Below are 14,343 nucleotides of genomic sequence, written 5' to 3' on the forward strand. Positions count from 1 at the left end.
TACAACAACCATGTACTGCTTTTTAACGTTCCCATTTTTCTTAGTAGAAAAACGCCAATCAGAGGCAAAAGCCTTCTTTTATCCGCGAGCGTTTTCCTTTTCCAGATGGCAAAATCTATGATACACTCACTTCACATATAATTCCCACTTGACTCATATGATTATACAGAATACTATAAAGAACGTTGTATATTTTAACCAAAGGAGTTTGAGCATATGGACTTGTTCTTAACTTTATTGATTATTGCGATCGTCCTCGCTGTAGCTGGACTGTTGTTTTACATGCAAAAAAAGCACGTCTCTTTCTCGATCCGCGTTTTGTTGGCGCTAGGAGCCGGTGTGGTATATGGCCTGTTGCTCCAGTTTTTCTTCGCCCCTGATTCATCTGTTATTCAACAATCAATGGATTGGGTCAATATTTTAGGGACCGGTTATGTCCGCTTTTTGCAAATGATTGTCATGCCGTTAATTTTCATTTCGATTCTGTCTGCATTTACACGTATGACGTTAACAAAGAATCTAGGGAAAATTAGCGCTTTGATTCTTGGCACATTGATTGCTACGACAGCCATTGCCGCTACTATTGGGATCACTGCTTCATCCGTCTTTCAACTTGAAGCGATTGACATTCCTGCAGGCGAAGCAGAACTTAGCCGCGGCGATGCCCTTGAAGAAAGTTACGCTGGCATGGAAGCAGCGACATTGCCGCAGCAAATTGTCGAGCTAATCCCTGCTAATCCATTTCTTGACCTAACTGGCGAACGACCGACTTCGGCAATTGGTGTTGTGATCTTTTCTGCCTTTCTCGGCGTAGCCTATTTAGGTGTACGCCGCAAACAGCCGGAAGCAGCCGACACGTTTAAAGGCATTGTCGATGCCCTTTACGCGATCATTATGCGCGTCGTTACATTAATTTTACGGTTGACTCCTTATGGTGTTTTGGCGATTATGACAAGAACAGTTGCAACAAGTGACCTACAGGCAATTTCGACACTTGGGACGTTTGTGCTTGCTTCTTATGCCGCACTGATTGTCATGTTTGTTATTCATTTAATCATTCTAGCTGCGACTGGCCTAAGCCCCATTACGTATGTGAAAAAGGCATTTCCGGTGCTCGCTTTTGCGTTTACGTCACGCACGAGTGCAGGGGCATTGCCAATGAACATCCAAACACAAAAGAAATTAGGCGTTCCAGAGGGCATTGCCAATTTTGCAGGTTCATTTGGCTTATCAATTGGCCAAAATGGATGTGCTGGGATTTATCCAGCCATGCTGGCCATTATGATTGCGCCAACGGTAGGCCAAAATCCTCTAGAACCAACGTTTATTTTGTTGTTAATTGTGGTCATTGCCATTAGTTCGTTTGGCGTAGCAGGCGTTGGCGGTGGGGCAACTTTCGCTGCCATTCTCGTCTTGTCCGCACTTGATTTTCCAATTGCCCTTGCCGGCCTCCTTATTTCGATTGAACCACTAATTGACATGGGCCGTACTGCTTTAAACGTTTCAGGCAGCATGGTGTCCGGCATCTTTACTTCAAAAGTGACAGGGAGCCTTGACAAAGAAGTATTTTCAGATCCGAACGAACAACTTGATACGCAAGACATGCAAGGTTAACAAGAAACGCGGCATCTGATTAGATTGCCGCGCTTTTCATATCTCTATTGGCCAAAAAATGGAAGAAGCCAATGGCTTGCATACACACAAATAATGCCAAAAATGATGGCCCAAAGGACAACACCGATAAGCGTCCACAAAATTGCATAACTGCGTGAAACGCCAAGTGCAACGGCGGTTACGGCGCCAATATGACTACTTAGCAAAATCGGTGCAAGAATCCCTACGCCTGGCATCCCATACTTTTCTAAAAAATGCTTTGTCTTCTCCTGCTGTTTGCTTGACTGTCGCCCGCTTTTCTGGCTGTTCTGTCTTTTCAGTGTCCAGTCGCGAATTTTTTCGCTAAGCAACACAAGCAGCACCACTCCGAGGCTATTGCCAAGAATCGATACCAATACGGTCAGCACAGGGGGTTGATTCACGAAAAGAATACCAACTGGTACGGCAAGCGTATACTCGATGAAGGGAATCATGCTCGCCACAAATAGCAAGCTGAGCCATAGACCGTCTGCTTCCATAATTACTCCCCCTTTCCTACTTAAAATCAATGCAATCTTCAGCTGTTTTCGTTATACTTTAACCATCCTACCGAAGGGAGCAAATACGATGACCTACGCCGCCTTTTCATATGCCCGTATGGCAAATGAACAGACCCTGCAGACCATCCCTGCAGAAAAACACGATATTATTCCCGCCGGTTTCAAAAACTCTGTCCATTGGAATTACGGGCACATCTTGGTCATCGCAGACCATGTTCTTGGGCATGCGCCAACTTTTGAAAAAACGATTCCAAAAGAGTATTACCACCCTTTTGCCAAAGGTTCGAGCCCTTTGCAATGGACCGACAAAGTTCCCTCTATTGAAACGCTTCAAGAAGCAGCAGCTAAACAACAACAAGCAGCACAGAAGTTAGCCACAGAGACGGGAGGAACCGAAAAAACGGCGCCTTTTACTTTGCGAGGCCAATCGTTTCAAACCGTAGACGAACTTCTCAGTATCGTCGCCTTCCATGAAGGCATGCATTACCGCACACTCCTCCATTACAGCAACCTATTCTCAAACTAAAACAAAGCATGCCGTGGCATGCTTTGTTTTAAAAACGGATGATCCCATACCCCATCAGCACGATGACAACAAGCACCACAAGAACAGCAAACAGCATGCCTAGGCTGTTTTCATTCCGTTTCGCCTTCCCAAGCGCTGCTTCCATAAAACCGATAAGCAATACGGCCAGGATTCCTTTGATAAAGAAAAAATAAGCAAATTGGTAGGCAATAAGCATGCTTGCGCCTGTTACGAGCATAATCACAAAGAATAGCCGGGCAATCATATGTATAATCGTACCAGCCTTGCTTTTACCTCCACGGAAAAGAAAATAAGCAACTAAGAACAATATCGCTAGAATGGCCCATGAACCTTCGTGGGAAGCTTGAAAAATGGAAAAGTTCTCTTGAATAAATCCGCCAGAATTCATTGAATATCCTCCTTTACGATTGTCTTTCTATTTCAGTATAGCGTGTCTGTTTTTCAAACGCTAACCATACACGATCACGGCTTATACGTTGCCACCTTGTCGCTATCGCGCTTGAGTTTTACATAACGGACGAGCATGGCTACCCGCCAAGGCAACAGCATTCCATAGGCAAGCAAAAAGAACATACCTGACAGTTCCTCGGGATTTAACTCCTGCCCCATGACAATTCGAAACGCCACTCTTAATACAAGCAAACCGATTAAAAGATAAGCAAACGCTTTCGAACGTTTTAAGTAAATAGCACCATCCCGCACTTCAAATTTCGATGTCCAAATGAGGACGATTGAAAAAAGCGCACCGACAATAAGCGCTTCGCCAACATGGAAGGCTGAAGGCCTTGTTGGCTCGTATAAAAACATCAAGAAGCCAGTTGACATCGCTAGCGGCGGCACCATAATCCGCTTCGCCGAAGTAGGGCGTTTCGATGCTTTCATGCGGATCACGAGCGCTGCGCTCCCCATAGCAACTGCCATGAGCGTTGGAACGGCAATTAGCAGCCAATTGTTCTCCATTGAAACATCCCCTTTCTAACCAAAAGCTAAACCCTAAAAAAAGGCGCCTTGCCTAGGCAAGACACCACTTTGTTAAAACAAGGGAGAAAGCAGTGAAAAACCGATGATCACCGTAAAAAGAATCGTAAGATAGTTAAGTGAAAAAACAAACATAAGGGTCGCCCATTTTTTAGGCTCCATTCGTTTATAGCCAGCTATGCTCAACGTCAGCCAAATCAATGACAACACAAGAGCTACAATGGTGATGAACCAACTTAACGAAACAAAGAAAAAGCTGGATGCCGCTAGGACAACCAAATAGACATTCGTTTGGATAAACGTCCGCTTGAACCCTTTGACAACCGGCAGCATTGGCACTTTAGCAGCCTTGTATTCGTCATAGCGACGAATCGCAATCGCATAAAAATGAGGCATTTGCCAAAGGACCGTAACAACAAACAAGCCAATAATTGCCGGGTGAACCAAGTCTCCAGAAATCGCAGCCCAGCCGATAAGCGGTGGGACTGCACCGCCAACACTGCCAATCTCGGTATTATAAATCGTACGCCGTTTCGACCACATTGTGTAAGGCACCACATATAAAAAGAGGCCGAGGAAACCAAACAATGCTGCACGTGGCGAAGCGACCCCGAGAAGCAACAACCCAAGCAATGATAAAGATATGCCAAGCACTAACGCATTGGCAGGCTGCATCCTGCCAGTTACCGTCGGCCGGTTTTTCGTCCGGTCCATAATGGCGTCAATGTCACGGTCGTAAATGTTGTTAAAGGCACCTGCTGCCCCAATGACAAAGGCTGAGCCAAAAATAGCAAAAAGAATTTCTGGAAGCTTTTCGCCAATCGGAATGCCCGTAACGTAAAGAGCTAGGCTCAATCCCGCCGCCATCGCAAGCAGATTGGATTTAATGATCCCTGTTTTTAATGTTTCTGAGAGGACTTGCGAAAAAGCTTGTTTAGGCGTAGCAAGAGAGGCATTGTGTATGCTCTTATCTATTTTTTCCGTTCTCATAAACCCCCTCTTCCTCCTGTCTCATTAAACTGTGTAATATAACCACTATTATTCCTATTGTATTATTTTAGCATAGACAGCTTATTGCGCAGCTACTTAAACAAACTGTCGAAGTCCTGTCAAGAAGTTGTGACCAATTTCCGAAAAAACGCTACAGCCTGTCCAGTCCGCACACACATATTCTATTATACGCTTTTTCCGGTCCAATGGAAAGTGTGAAATCGCTTACCGCTGATTTAAAGGAGGATTCACCGAATCGACCGACAAACGCTTCAAGTCTCCGGACGAAGATGATACTATAGTAATGTTGAACATACTATGTAAAAGGAGTTTTATTAGATGCCTAAAACACTTATTTTTGGCCACAAAAATCCTGACACGGATACAATTTGCTCAGCTATCGCTTACGCCGACTTAAAAGGACAGCTTGGTGTTGAAACAGAAGCCGTACGACTAGGTGAACCGAATGGGGAGACATTGTATGCACTTGAAGCATTCGGTGTAAGCACGCCACGCTTGATCGAAAAAGCAGCAAACGAAACAGACCGAGTCATTCTTGTTGATCACAATGAACGCCAACAAAGCGTCAGCGACATTGACGACGTCCAAGTTGTAGAAGTGATCGACCATCACCGCATTGCTAACTTTGAAACAGCTGACCCTGTTTATTATCGGGCCGAACCTGTCGGCTGCACGGCGACGATTATCAAAAAGCTCTACAAAGAACACGGCCTGGACATTCCTAAACCAATTGCAGGCTTGATGCTTTCCGCGATTATCTCTGATTCCCTTTTATTCAAGTCGCCAACATGCACAGAAGAGGACAAGCAAGCAGCCAAAGAATTAGCGGAAATTGCTGGCGTTAATGCCGAAGAATACGGATTAAACATGCTTAAAGCAGGCGCTGACATTTCTGATAAAACAGCTGGTGAGCTGTTGACAATGGATGCAAAAGCATTTGCAATGGGCGCTGCCACAGTGGAAATTGCTCAAGTGAATACCGTGGATATAAATGACGTACTCGCTCGCCAAAGCGAACTTGAAAAAGTGATTACAGCCAAAATCAATGACAATGGGCTTGACTTATTCGTCTTTATTATTACAGACATCCTTGAAAATGATTCAGTCGCCCTCGTTCTCGGCGACAAAACCGCTGCATTTGAACAAGCCTTCCAGACAACGTTGACAAACCATACAGCTGTTCTTAAAGGCGTTGTTTCCCGCAAAAAACAAGTTGTCCCGCCACTTACAGAAGCAATCGCCAACGTAAACTAAACATGATCCAAAACAAGCCAGTTGACATGTTCTCAACTGGCTTGTTTCTCCTTATCTTCTCAGGGCGAGAAAGTAACACCCAATGCAAGGCATCATTAATAAAAGGAGGATAGCTTTTACGGTGCTCGACCGCCCCAGTAAACAGCAAATGAACGAAGAGAACCGGACAACCATACATGTCAAATGAATTTACGAAGCACCCTCTCCTGAAGATGGCGTGCGAATTCTCGTCGACCGGCTCTGGCCCCGTGGCATGTCAAAAGAGCGAGCTGCTATTGATGAATGGATGAAAGAAATTGCACCAAGTCCTGAATTGCGTATATGGTTCGGCCACCGACCGGAGCGATTCGCAATGTTCACCGAGAAATACGAGTTAGAATTGTCGAAGGACCCGATTCGCTACAAACGAGCGGTTCAATATGCGAAATGGCGGTTCAAAAACACGTCACGCTTGTATACGCCGCAAAAGATCCCGTCCACAACCACGCCAATGTTCTGCGGGATTGGCTCGTTCATTCTTGTTCCCCCCTTCAATGAATCCTAAAGCAAAAAACGGCGTCCCCCTTGCGTTGCCGGACAGCAGTTTCCCTGTGTCCTTTGTAAAATAGTAAAACGCACATGCTCCTTTTTAGAGCATGTGCGTCCTAATTTTTAATGGAGCCTAGGGGGCTCGAACCCCTGACCTCAACGCTGCCAGCGTTGCGCTCTCCCAGCTGAGCTAAGGCCCCACACGGTTATGTATGTCCAATAACGTTACTGCAATAATATAACATAGCTCACCGCTGTTTGCAATACAAAAATAACAAAAAATCGCAGCCTTGCGCTTAAAATGGTTCAGTCTTAAACACTATCAAGTAGGCAAAAACAAACCAATAAGAAACCAGACAAACCCGCCGAGTAAACCGACGACTGCAGATTGGATGGCGGCTTCCATTGTGATTCGTTTCGCCTTTACAAAATCGAGTATTAGCCAACCGCAAAAAATAGCTAAAGCAATGATGAGCGCTTCACCCATTTTCACTCCTCCTCCCGCTATTACTTTAGCAACTTTTCCCCCATGTCGCAATGATGATCAAGCAAGCGTTTGCTCAAGCTCTGCTACTAAGTTTTCCGCTAACGAGCGGTACTTGTCGGAGACTTCCCCGTCCTTGTCAACAGGCGCTTGAAACTGGTTTACAAGCCCCTCGGCCACCGCCGGTACAACGCCGCTTAACGACTCTTCATCGTTGTCTTGTTGATAAACATGGTTTAGCAAGTACAACGTTCCAACTTGGATGACAGCGTCTTTTGAGCCTAGCTCCCCTTCCACTGCTTGAACAGGAATACGCAAAAACGTATAACCATTGTCCGACGAGATTTTGTAATCGTAATAGCCATGGTCGTAGTCCCAGTTGCCACCGAGTGTGTAGCCTAATGATTCCAATACGCTTTGCAATTCTTTTGCTTTATATTGTTTGCCTTCAATTGTTGATTCAAGTGCGATCAAGCCAATCGCTCCCTTCGTTTTTCCATCGCCATTAGTGTGGGAAAGGAGCCTCGAACTTATACACCGTCAACACACAAAAAACAACGCAGCCCAATGGACTGCGTTGGCCAGTTTGCACAATGTTTAGTTGTCCGTTAAGCGACTTTCAAGTTTGTTTTTCTCTTCCTCGAAGCCTGGCTTTCCGAGCAAAGCAAACATGTTTTTCTTATAGGCTTCAACGCCTGGTTGGTCAAATGGATTCACGCCTAGCAAATAACCGCTCATAGCAACCGCTTTTTCGAAAAAGTAAACGAGATAACCAAATGAGTATTCATCCAATTTAGGAATGGAAACGACTAAGTTTGGCACATTCCCGTCAGTATGAGCAAGCATTGTTCCTTTAAACGCTTGTTTATTGACAAAATCCATTGTTTTTCCTGCTAAATAGTTTAACCCATCAAGATCGCTTTCTGCTTCTTCAATCGTAATATGTTTGTCGACCGCTTCGACATGAAGGACCGTTTCAAACAAATCACGGCGTCCATCTTGTACATATTGGCCCATTGAATGAAGATCAGTTGAAAAGTCGACGGATGCTGGGTAAATCCCTTTTTGGTCTTTCCCTTCGCTTTCGCCAAATAATTGTTTCCACCATTCAGACACATAATGAAGGTGCGGTTCATAATTCACCAACAATTCAATTGTTTTGCCTTTATTGTAAAGGATGTTGCGAATGGCCGCATATTGATAAGCTGCATTTTCGCTTAATTCACCTGTTGAAAAAGCTTCTCTTGCATCAGCCGCCCCCTTCATCATGTCTTCAATCGCTAAGCCGCTTACAGCGATTGGCAAGAGGCCTACAGCTGTCAATACAGAAAAGCGACCGCCAACATCATCTGGAATCACGAAAGATTCGTATCCCTCTTCGTTCGCCAATGTTTTCAGAGCTCCACGCTCTTTGTCAGTTGTTGCGTAAATGCGTTTGCGCGCCTCTTCCTTTCCGTATTTCTTTTCAAGGTAGTCGCGGAACACACGGAAAGCAATCGCCGGCTCTGTTGTCGTTCCTGATTTAGAGATCACATTGACCGATACATCCTTGCCATCAAGAAGATCAAGCACATCGCTCAAATACGTTGAGCTAATGTTCTGACCGACAAAAATGACTTGCGGTGCGTTGCGCTTTTCTTTCGGCAGTTGGTTAAAAAAAGAATGGTTCAACGCTTCAATCGCAGCGCGTGCCCCTAAGTACGAACCACCGATGCCGACAACAAGGAGCACATCGGAATCATGGCGGATTTTTTCTGCCGCTTTTTGAATGCGGGCAAATTCTTCTTTATCGTAATCAACAGGCAAGTCGATCCATCCTAAAAAGTCATTTCCTTGGCCCGTCTTTTCATGAAGCGCTTTATGTGCAGCGCGGACTGCCTCTCCCATATAGGCAACTTCATGCTCTCCGAAAAAGGAAAGAGCTTTGCTGTAGTCAAATTGAATATGTGCCATAAAAAAATAGCCTCCCTTAAGTTCGGTACCTTTTAAATGTACCGAACGGAGGCTAAAAACACAAGTCAATTGCGGTCAAAAACCGAGCTTTTCAGCTGTTTGTCACGTTCATGGCGCTCAATGGCAAGCTCAATTAACGTTGTAATCAAGTCTTGATAAGACACACCGCTCGCTTCCCATAATTTCGGGTACATGCTGATTTTCGTAAAGCCAGGCAATGTATTCACTTCATTAATGATCACTTCGCCTGTTTCAGTTAAAAACACATCAACACGAGCCAAGCCTTCACAATTCAATGTTTTGTAAGCTTGAATGGCAATGTCTTGGATACGGCGATTGACGTCTTCCGGCAAATCTGCAGGGATCGCCAATTTGGCGCCGTCTTCATCAATATACTTCGCATCATACGAATAAAACCCATCTTGCGGCAAAATTTCCCCGCAAGTGCTTGCTTTCGGGTAGTCATTGCCGAGAACGGCACATTCAATTTCGCGCCCTTTAATGGCTGCTTCAATAAGGACTTTATGGTCATACGAAAATGCTTCTTCAATAGCAGCCGTAAATTCCGCTTCAGTTGTTGCTTTGTTGACACCAACAGAAGAGCCTTGGTTGGCAGGCTTTATAAATAGGGGCAGCCCTAATTGATCAGCAATGCTCTCAAAATCAATCGTTTCCTTAGCAGCACGGGTAAATGTCAACCCACTTGCAACGTGGAGGCCGGCCCCTTGAAGCAGCCGCTTCGCAATGTCTTTATCCATGCTCACTGCCGAGCCAAGCACATTTGACCCGACAAATGGCAAATTGGCAAGACGAAACATCCCTTGCAACGATCCATCTTCTCCAAGGGTACCATGTACAATTGGGAACACGACATCAAGCTGGTCAAGAACCGACTGGTTTGCCGTGCCCACCAGTTGCCTGTCTTCCTTCCCAGGAATAAGGGCTACGCCTTGATTCGATTTATTTAGCTCAATTAAAGCTGGATTATCTGCGTTAAGTAAAAAATTAGACGCTTCATTTATATGCCATTGGCCTTGTTTGTCAATGCCAATCAATGTCACGTCAAAACGATCTTTATCAATCGCCTCAACAATATTTTTTGCTGATTGCAGTGAAACTTCATGCTCAGCAGATTTTCCTCCAAAAATAATGCCTACTCGTTTCTTGGCCACTTTTTTCACTCTCCTTCCCGTACATTATACACGGAAAAAGCTTGGTGAAGAATGAAAAAATATGGCCTCCCCTTTAAAGTGCCGCCTTTAAAATTTCAAGTGTTTGAGGCTTTCCGAGTTTATGGTAATTGCCATAAATCCCGTTCTCACAAGCAATGTCAGCAATTTGCTCAAGTTTGCTTTCATCAATGCCGTAATCAGCCAAACGGCTTGGGGCCCCTAATTGTTTCCAAAAAGCAGCTAACTTGTCAATCCCTTCAAGGGCGACATCCTGTTTGTCTTTGCCTGTTGGATCAACGCCAAACACGTTTGTAGCGAGCATCGCACTTCGTTCTGGATTGACATCAATGCTGTGGCGGAGCCAATGAGGAAATAAAATCGCAAGCCCACCAGCGTGTGGAATATCAAAAACAGCCGAAACCGCGTGTTCAAGATTATGTGTACCCCAATCGCCTCGCGCACCCATTTGCGTGATTCCGTTCAAGGCCATCGTTCCGCTATAAAGAATCGTTTCCCGCAAATCCACATTTTCGAGATCATCTAACAACGGCGGGGCTGCTTCAATGACTGTATGCAAAATGGATTCGCAAATCCGGTCTTGCAACGGCGTATTCTCCGCTGGGTGAAAATAGGCTTCAAGAACATGGCTCATCATGTCGACAATGCCATAAACGGTTTGGTCTTGTGGAACCGAAAGCGTATTTATTGGGTCGAGAATAGAAAAGTTAGGAAAACTAAAAATGCTGCCCCAACCCTTTTTTTGATGTGTTTCCCAATTGGTAATCACAGAACCAGAATTCATCTCGGATCCAGTTGCTGCAAGCGTCAAAATCGTGCCAAACGGCAATGCATCCATAGGCGTTTCTTTCTTAGTAATAATATCCCAAATGTCTCCATCATGGCGGGCACCTACAGCAATGGCTTTTGTCGCATCAATCACACTGCCGCCGCCAACTGCTAAAATAAAGCCAATTTGCTTTTCTTTGCACAAATCAATTCCTTTTTGCACAGTTGTCAGCCGTGGGTTTGGCTCTACTCCTGCCAATTCGGTGACCGTACATCCTGCTAATTCTAATTGTTTCGTGACTTTTTCATACAAGCCGTTCTTTTTGATGCTACCGCCTCCGTAAACAAGCAAGACATTGCGATCGTAAACAACAAGCTCTTCTGCCAAATGTTCGGTTTTTCCTTGGCCAAAAATTAATTTGGTCGGATTGTAAAAAGTAAAAGCATCCATTTGCTTATTTCCTCCTTTGCTTAAAAAGCATCCTTTTTTATCGTATCTTTTCTTGCACGCCGTTGCAAAACAATTGCTTATTGCAACCAACCGATTATTGCCAACTAGCATTGCGTATATTCTGGAAGGCTATTCCACACCATAAAGGTAGCCACATCACAGATGTGTGCACAGAACGGGAGGTGAAAAAGATGAGCGGTATTCAAAGAACTGCGCTGGTCCTTGCGATTATCGGCGCGATCAACTGGGGTCTAATCGGTTTTTTCCGTTTTGACCTTGTCGCTTTTATCTTTAACGGCCAGGCATCGATTATTTCCCGCCTCATTTACGCTCTTATCGGTTTATCCGGATTGTATGCTATTTCAATCTTAATGAAGCCGAAAGAAGAACTTGGGCGTGACCACGAAGTTGAGCCACAACGATAAGAAAAAAGCAGCTAGACCGTCTAGCTGCTTTTACCTTATTCTTATTTTTTCGCGCGCTTGTTCAAATCAGCTTGAATTTCATTGGACTGTTTTAACCACTCTTTAAGCTTGTCTTCGAGGGTATTGAAGCCCTGTTGCTTTTGTTGAGTGCCTTGAGGTTTCCCTTTGCCAGCACGTGGTTTCCCTTGCGGGCGAGCAGGCGCTTCTTGGGTCGCGCGGATTGACAAAGAAATCTTTCCAGACTCCTCGTCTACAGACATAATTTTTACTTTTACCTCATCTCCTACTGCCAATACATCGGCGATGTCTTTTACATAACCGTGCGCTACTTCAGAAATGTGTACAAGCCCTTGTTTTTTTTCGTCAATTGCGACAAAAGCTCCGAACGGCTTTATACCGGTAACTTTCCCTTCAACGATGCTGCCTTCCTCATAATTCGCCATAAATCACAACTCCTAAACATGTTTTAACCTTTTGATTTTACCACAGGACCTTCCTTTTAGTAAAGGATGATCGAATTTTTCCTTCTAATCGGTTAAAACCAAGCGCCCCCGTACAAGGGAAGCCGCTTTTATGTCGATGCCGAGTTGCTTTTCGTACTTTTCTTTTTTATAGTGTTCTCGCTGTTCAAAAAGTGTTACGACTTTACCGCTGCGCTGCATTCTTCCAGTACGGCCTGCACGATGCAAATAACTGTCTGGATCGGACGGCGCTTCTAACTGGATAATATGCGTCACCCCTTCAAGGTCGAGGCCACGTGCAGCGACATCTGTCGCCACCAAAATATGAGCTTCATTTGCAGAAAACGAGGCAATCGCTTTTTCCCGCTCTTGTTTTCCACTTTCAGAAGAGAGTGCCACCGCCTTCACTTTGCGGAAGCGCAGTTTTTCCACCGTCTCATTTAGCCTCTGCAAATGGTTGACAAACACAATCCCTTTTTCAATGTTCTCAGCAGCAATCAGTTTTCTCGTTACATCAACACGATTCCTTGCTTCCACCCACAAGCATAAGTGCTCGACACTGGCAGGAACAAGGGAACCTTTCGCTTCAATCCGTTTAATCGCAGGCGCGAATAGCGCTAATTTTTCTTCGAGCTTATCTGGGACTGTCGCCGATACAAACAAATATTGGGCATCTCGGCCAATCCGTTTTCCCAGTTCTTCCGTTTCAGCCCACTGCTCATCTTCTACAAACCTGTCTACTTCATCAATCACACATGTGTGGACCATTGCCAATTTGATTTTTTTCAAGCGAACCAGTTCAAGCAGCCGCCCAGGCGTCCCTACGACTATATGGGGCTTGCCTTTTTTTAATTTCTCTATTTGCCGTTTTATATTGGCGCCTCCTATGAACGGCATGCTTGTAATCGTTGTATGGTCCGTTGTTTCTTTTAAAACTTGCACAATTTGCATCGCCAATTCTTGGGACGGAGCCACAATGACTGCTTGTGTCGCCTGCTTGGAAACATCAATTTTAGCAAGCAGTGGCATGAGATAAGCAAGTGTTTTCCCCGTTCCCGTTTGAGAACGGGCCACTATATTCCCACCAGCCAAAGCTGCCGGAATCACCGCAGCTTGAATGGCGGTTGGCTCTTTTATCCCTTTGGCAAGCAAATTGGCGCCAATAGCATCAGGCCAATTGGCCGATTGAAAATGATTAATCATTGGTTGCTCCTTTACATAGGCGATCAGGCCACACAGTCTCATTCGCTGCGTGTGGCTCGATCCAAGTCTAGCTTCGTTCCTAACAAATCTGTTCTACTCGTTTCAAAGCAGCCGCTTTTTCGTCCGTCATATTGCCGAGCTCATTTAAAAATGTTTGCTGGAAAGAGCCGATTCCTTCTTTCTTAGTTTGCTCATATGCTTGTTCTGCGCAAACGCCATAAAAGGCAAGTGCTTCAACCGCAGCGTCGACAAGACTATTAGGCTGAACAGCAGCATAAGCAGCAATCACACCTCCGAGCAAACAGCCTGTACCCACGACTTTCGTGAGCCACTCGTGACCATTTGCAACGGCTACTAGTTGTTCGCCATTTGAAACAGCGTCCACCTCTCCTGTTACTACGACAACGGTCCGAAGCGCTTTAGCGGCCTGCAGGCATAGCTCTTTCACATCAGCATTGATCTTGCCATCAACACCTTTTACCGTACCTGCCTGTCCAAGGAGGGCAGCAATTTCCCCAGCATTTCCGCGAACGACGGCAACGTCGACTTCGTTTAAAATCCGCTTTGATATTTCGTTTCGAAACGGCGTAGCCCCTACTCCAACAGGGTCAAAAATAATAGGTTTGCCTGCTCTGTTTGCCGCTTTTCCCGCTAAAACCATCGAGTCGACCCCTTCGTTGGAGGGTGTGCCTATATTAAGGAGAAGCGCATCTGCCACAGAGGCCATGTCTTCCGTTTCTGCAGCGGAAAAAGCCATTACTGGCGAAGCGCCAATAGCAAGCAAGCCATTGGCGGTAAAATTCATCACCACGTCGTTTGTCATACAGTGGATTAACGGGTTGTTTTGCCTTACCAGTTCCAATTTGTCTCCCTCCAAACATACATAGCAAGCATAGCCTTATTTTGCAAAGCAACGCTAAATCTATGCGATCCTTTC

16 protein-coding genes, 1 tRNA gene and 1 pseudogene are annotated in these 14,343 nt (G+C 45.2%); 5 read left to right on the forward strand and 13 right to left on the reverse strand.

Translation table 11 applies throughout. The features are described 5' to 3' along the window. Positions 1 to 216 precede the first annotated feature (216 nt). Positions 217 to 1,614, forward strand: coding sequence for an L-cystine transporter (locus tag V5G21_RS03000; RefSeq protein WP_035202683.1), 1,398 nt, complete (start codon positions 217 to 219; stop codon positions 1,612 to 1,614). 44 nt (positions 1,615 to 1,658) lie between these two features. Here the strand turns inward: V5G21_RS03000 and V5G21_RS03005 are convergent, their stop codons facing one another. Then, positions 1,659 to 2,132, reverse strand: a complete 474-nt coding sequence (locus tag V5G21_RS03005; protein ID WP_011247740.1) for a small multi-drug export protein — start codon at positions 2,130 to 2,132, stop codon at positions 1,659 to 1,661. Between the two features lie 88 nt (positions 2,133 to 2,220). Here V5G21_RS03005 and V5G21_RS03010 point away from each other — a divergent pair, with 88 nt between their 5' ends. Beyond that, on the forward strand, positions 2,221 to 2,679 hold the full coding sequence (locus V5G21_RS03010; RefSeq protein WP_011247741.1) for a DinB family protein: 459 nt from the start codon (positions 2,221 to 2,223) through the stop codon (positions 2,677 to 2,679). 28 nt (positions 2,680 to 2,707) lie between these two features. Here V5G21_RS03010 and V5G21_RS03015 read toward each other — a convergent pair whose 3' ends face one another. From V5G21_RS03015 to cyoE, 3 genes are all read right to left on the reverse strand, one after another. After that, positions 2,708 to 3,088: a YisL family protein gene (locus tag V5G21_RS03015; protein ID WP_011247742.1), complete on the reverse strand. Its 381-nt coding sequence runs from the start codon at positions 3,086 to 3,088 to the stop codon at positions 2,708 to 2,710. Positions 3,089 to 3,162: 74 nt separating this feature from the next. After that, positions 3,163 to 3,660, reverse strand: coding sequence for a CcdC family protein (locus V5G21_RS03020; protein WP_035202680.1), 498 nt, complete (start codon positions 3,658 to 3,660; stop codon positions 3,163 to 3,165). Positions 3,661 to 3,732: 72 nt separating this feature from the next. Next, positions 3,733 to 4,668, reverse strand: coding sequence for a heme o synthase (cyoE, locus tag V5G21_RS03025; RefSeq protein ID WP_011247744.1), 936 nt, complete (start codon positions 4,666 to 4,668; stop codon positions 3,733 to 3,735). Between the two features lie 339 nt (positions 4,669 to 5,007). Here cyoE and V5G21_RS03030 point away from each other — a divergent pair, with 339 nt between their 5' ends. Together V5G21_RS03030 and V5G21_RS03035 are read left to right on the forward strand one after the other, a co-directional pair. Next, on the forward strand, positions 5,008 to 5,943 hold the full coding sequence (locus tag V5G21_RS03030) for a manganese-dependent inorganic pyrophosphatase (RefSeq protein WP_035202678.1): 936 nt from the start codon (positions 5,008 to 5,010) through the stop codon (positions 5,941 to 5,943). Between the two features lie 187 nt (positions 5,944 to 6,130). Then, positions 6,131 to 6,480, forward strand: a pseudogene (locus V5G21_RS03035) (DUF488 domain-containing protein). Positions 6,481 to 6,598: 118 nt separating this feature from the next. Here V5G21_RS03035 and V5G21_RS03040 read toward each other — a convergent pair. From V5G21_RS03040 to V5G21_RS03065, 6 genes are all read right to left on the reverse strand, one after another. Then, positions 6,599 to 6,671 (reverse strand) — tRNA-Ala (locus tag V5G21_RS03040). Positions 6,672 to 6,793: 122 nt separating this feature from the next. Continuing rightward, the gene (locus V5G21_RS03045; RefSeq protein WP_167369567.1) at positions 6,794 to 6,958 is read right to left on the reverse strand and encodes a hypothetical protein; all 165 of its coding nucleotides are present in this window, start codon (positions 6,956 to 6,958) and stop codon (positions 6,794 to 6,796) included. A gap of 57 nt (positions 6,959 to 7,015) precedes the next feature. Then, a complete protein-coding gene (locus tag V5G21_RS03050) occupies positions 7,016 to 7,429 on the reverse strand; it encodes a YugN-like family protein (RefSeq protein WP_095236059.1) in 414 nt (137 codons plus the stop codon). Between the two features lie 123 nt (positions 7,430 to 7,552). Continuing rightward, positions 7,553 to 8,908, reverse strand: coding sequence for a glucose-6-phosphate isomerase (locus V5G21_RS03055; protein ID WP_095236060.1), 1,356 nt, complete (start codon positions 8,906 to 8,908; stop codon positions 7,553 to 7,555). Positions 8,909 to 8,973: 65 nt separating this feature from the next. Further along, a complete protein-coding gene (gene ddlA / locus V5G21_RS03060) occupies positions 8,974 to 10,080 on the reverse strand; it encodes a D-alanine--D-alanine ligase (RefSeq protein WP_011247749.1) in 1,107 nt (368 codons plus the stop codon). A 73-nt stretch (positions 10,081 to 10,153) separates the two neighbouring features. Next, a complete protein-coding gene (locus tag V5G21_RS03065; RefSeq protein WP_011247750.1) occupies positions 10,154 to 11,317 on the reverse strand; it encodes an iron-containing alcohol dehydrogenase in 1,164 nt (387 codons plus the stop codon). A 191-nt stretch (positions 11,318 to 11,508) separates the two neighbouring features. On the opposite strand from V5G21_RS03065, the gene V5G21_RS03070 reads away from it, so the two are divergent. Continuing rightward, positions 11,509 to 11,742 carry a DUF378 domain-containing protein gene (locus V5G21_RS03070; protein WP_011247751.1) on the forward strand — a complete coding sequence of 78 codons (234 nt, stop codon included), beginning with the start codon at positions 11,509 to 11,511 and terminating at the stop codon, positions 11,740 to 11,742. Between the two features lie 41 nt (positions 11,743 to 11,783). Here V5G21_RS03070 and yugI read toward each other — a convergent pair whose 3' ends face one another. From yugI to thiM, 3 genes are all read right to left on the reverse strand, one after another. Continuing rightward, positions 11,784 to 12,185, reverse strand: a complete 402-nt coding sequence (gene yugI / locus V5G21_RS03075; RefSeq protein WP_095294652.1) for a S1 domain-containing post-transcriptional regulator GSP13 — start codon at positions 12,183 to 12,185, stop codon at positions 11,784 to 11,786. A gap of 84 nt (positions 12,186 to 12,269) precedes the next feature. Further along, complete coding sequence (locus V5G21_RS03080) at positions 12,270 to 13,406, reverse strand: DEAD/DEAH box helicase (RefSeq protein ID WP_011247753.1); 1,137 nt, start codon at positions 13,404 to 13,406, stop codon at positions 12,270 to 12,272. A 79-nt stretch (positions 13,407 to 13,485) separates the two neighbouring features. Then, positions 13,486 to 14,268, reverse strand: a complete 783-nt coding sequence (gene thiM, locus V5G21_RS03085) for a hydroxyethylthiazole kinase (protein ID WP_338465210.1) — start codon at positions 14,266 to 14,268, stop codon at positions 13,486 to 13,488. Positions 14,269 to 14,343: the final 75 nt, after the last annotated feature.

It is taken from the genome of Shouchella rhizosphaerae (assembly GCF_036700015.1).
Taxonomy (GTDB): Bacteria; Bacillota; Bacilli; order Bacillales; family Bacillaceae_D; genus Shouchella; species Shouchella rhizosphaerae.

Coding starts and splice junctions, on each gene's coding strand:
- V5G21_RS03000 (WP_035202683.1), top strand. CDS start 217: ATGGACTTGTTCTTAACTTTATTGATTATTGCGATCGTCCTCGCTGTA.
- V5G21_RS03005 (WP_011247740.1), bottom strand. CDS start 2,132: ATGGAAGCAGACGGTCTATGGCTCAGCTTGCTATTTGTGGCGAGCATG.
- V5G21_RS03010 (WP_011247741.1), top strand. CDS start 2,221: ATGACCTACGCCGCCTTTTCATATGCCCGTATGGCAAATGAACAGACC.
- V5G21_RS03015 (WP_011247742.1), bottom strand. CDS start 3,088: ATGAATTCTGGCGGATTTATTCAAGAGAACTTTTCCATTTTTCAAGCT.
- V5G21_RS03020 (WP_035202680.1), bottom strand. CDS start 3,660: ATGGAGAACAATTGGCTGCTAATTGCCGTTCCAACGCTCATGGCAGTT.
- cyoE (WP_011247744.1), bottom strand. CDS start 4,668: ATGAGAACGGAAAAAATAGATAAGAGCATACACAATGCCTCTCTTGCT.
- V5G21_RS03030 (WP_035202678.1), top strand. CDS start 5,008: ATGCCTAAAACACTTATTTTTGGCCACAAAAATCCTGACACGGATACA.
- V5G21_RS03045 (WP_167369567.1), bottom strand. CDS start 6,958: ATGGGTGAAGCGCTCATCATTGCTTTAGCTATTTTTTGCGGTTGGCTA.
- V5G21_RS03055 (WP_095236060.1), bottom strand. CDS start 8,908: ATGGCACATATTCAATTTGACTACAGCAAAGCTCTTTCCTTTTTCGGA.
- V5G21_RS03065 (WP_011247750.1), bottom strand. CDS start 11,317: ATGGATGCTTTTACTTTTTACAATCCGACCAAATTAATTTTTGGCCAA.
- V5G21_RS03070 (WP_011247751.1), top strand. CDS start 11,509: ATGAGCGGTATTCAAAGAACTGCGCTGGTCCTTGCGATTATCGGCGCG.
- yugI (WP_095294652.1), bottom strand. CDS start 12,185: ATGGCGAATTATGAGGAAGGCAGCATCGTTGAAGGGAAAGTTACCGGT.
- V5G21_RS03080 (WP_011247753.1), bottom strand. CDS start 13,406: ATGATTAATCATTTTCAATCGGCCAATTGGCCTGATGCTATTGGCGCC.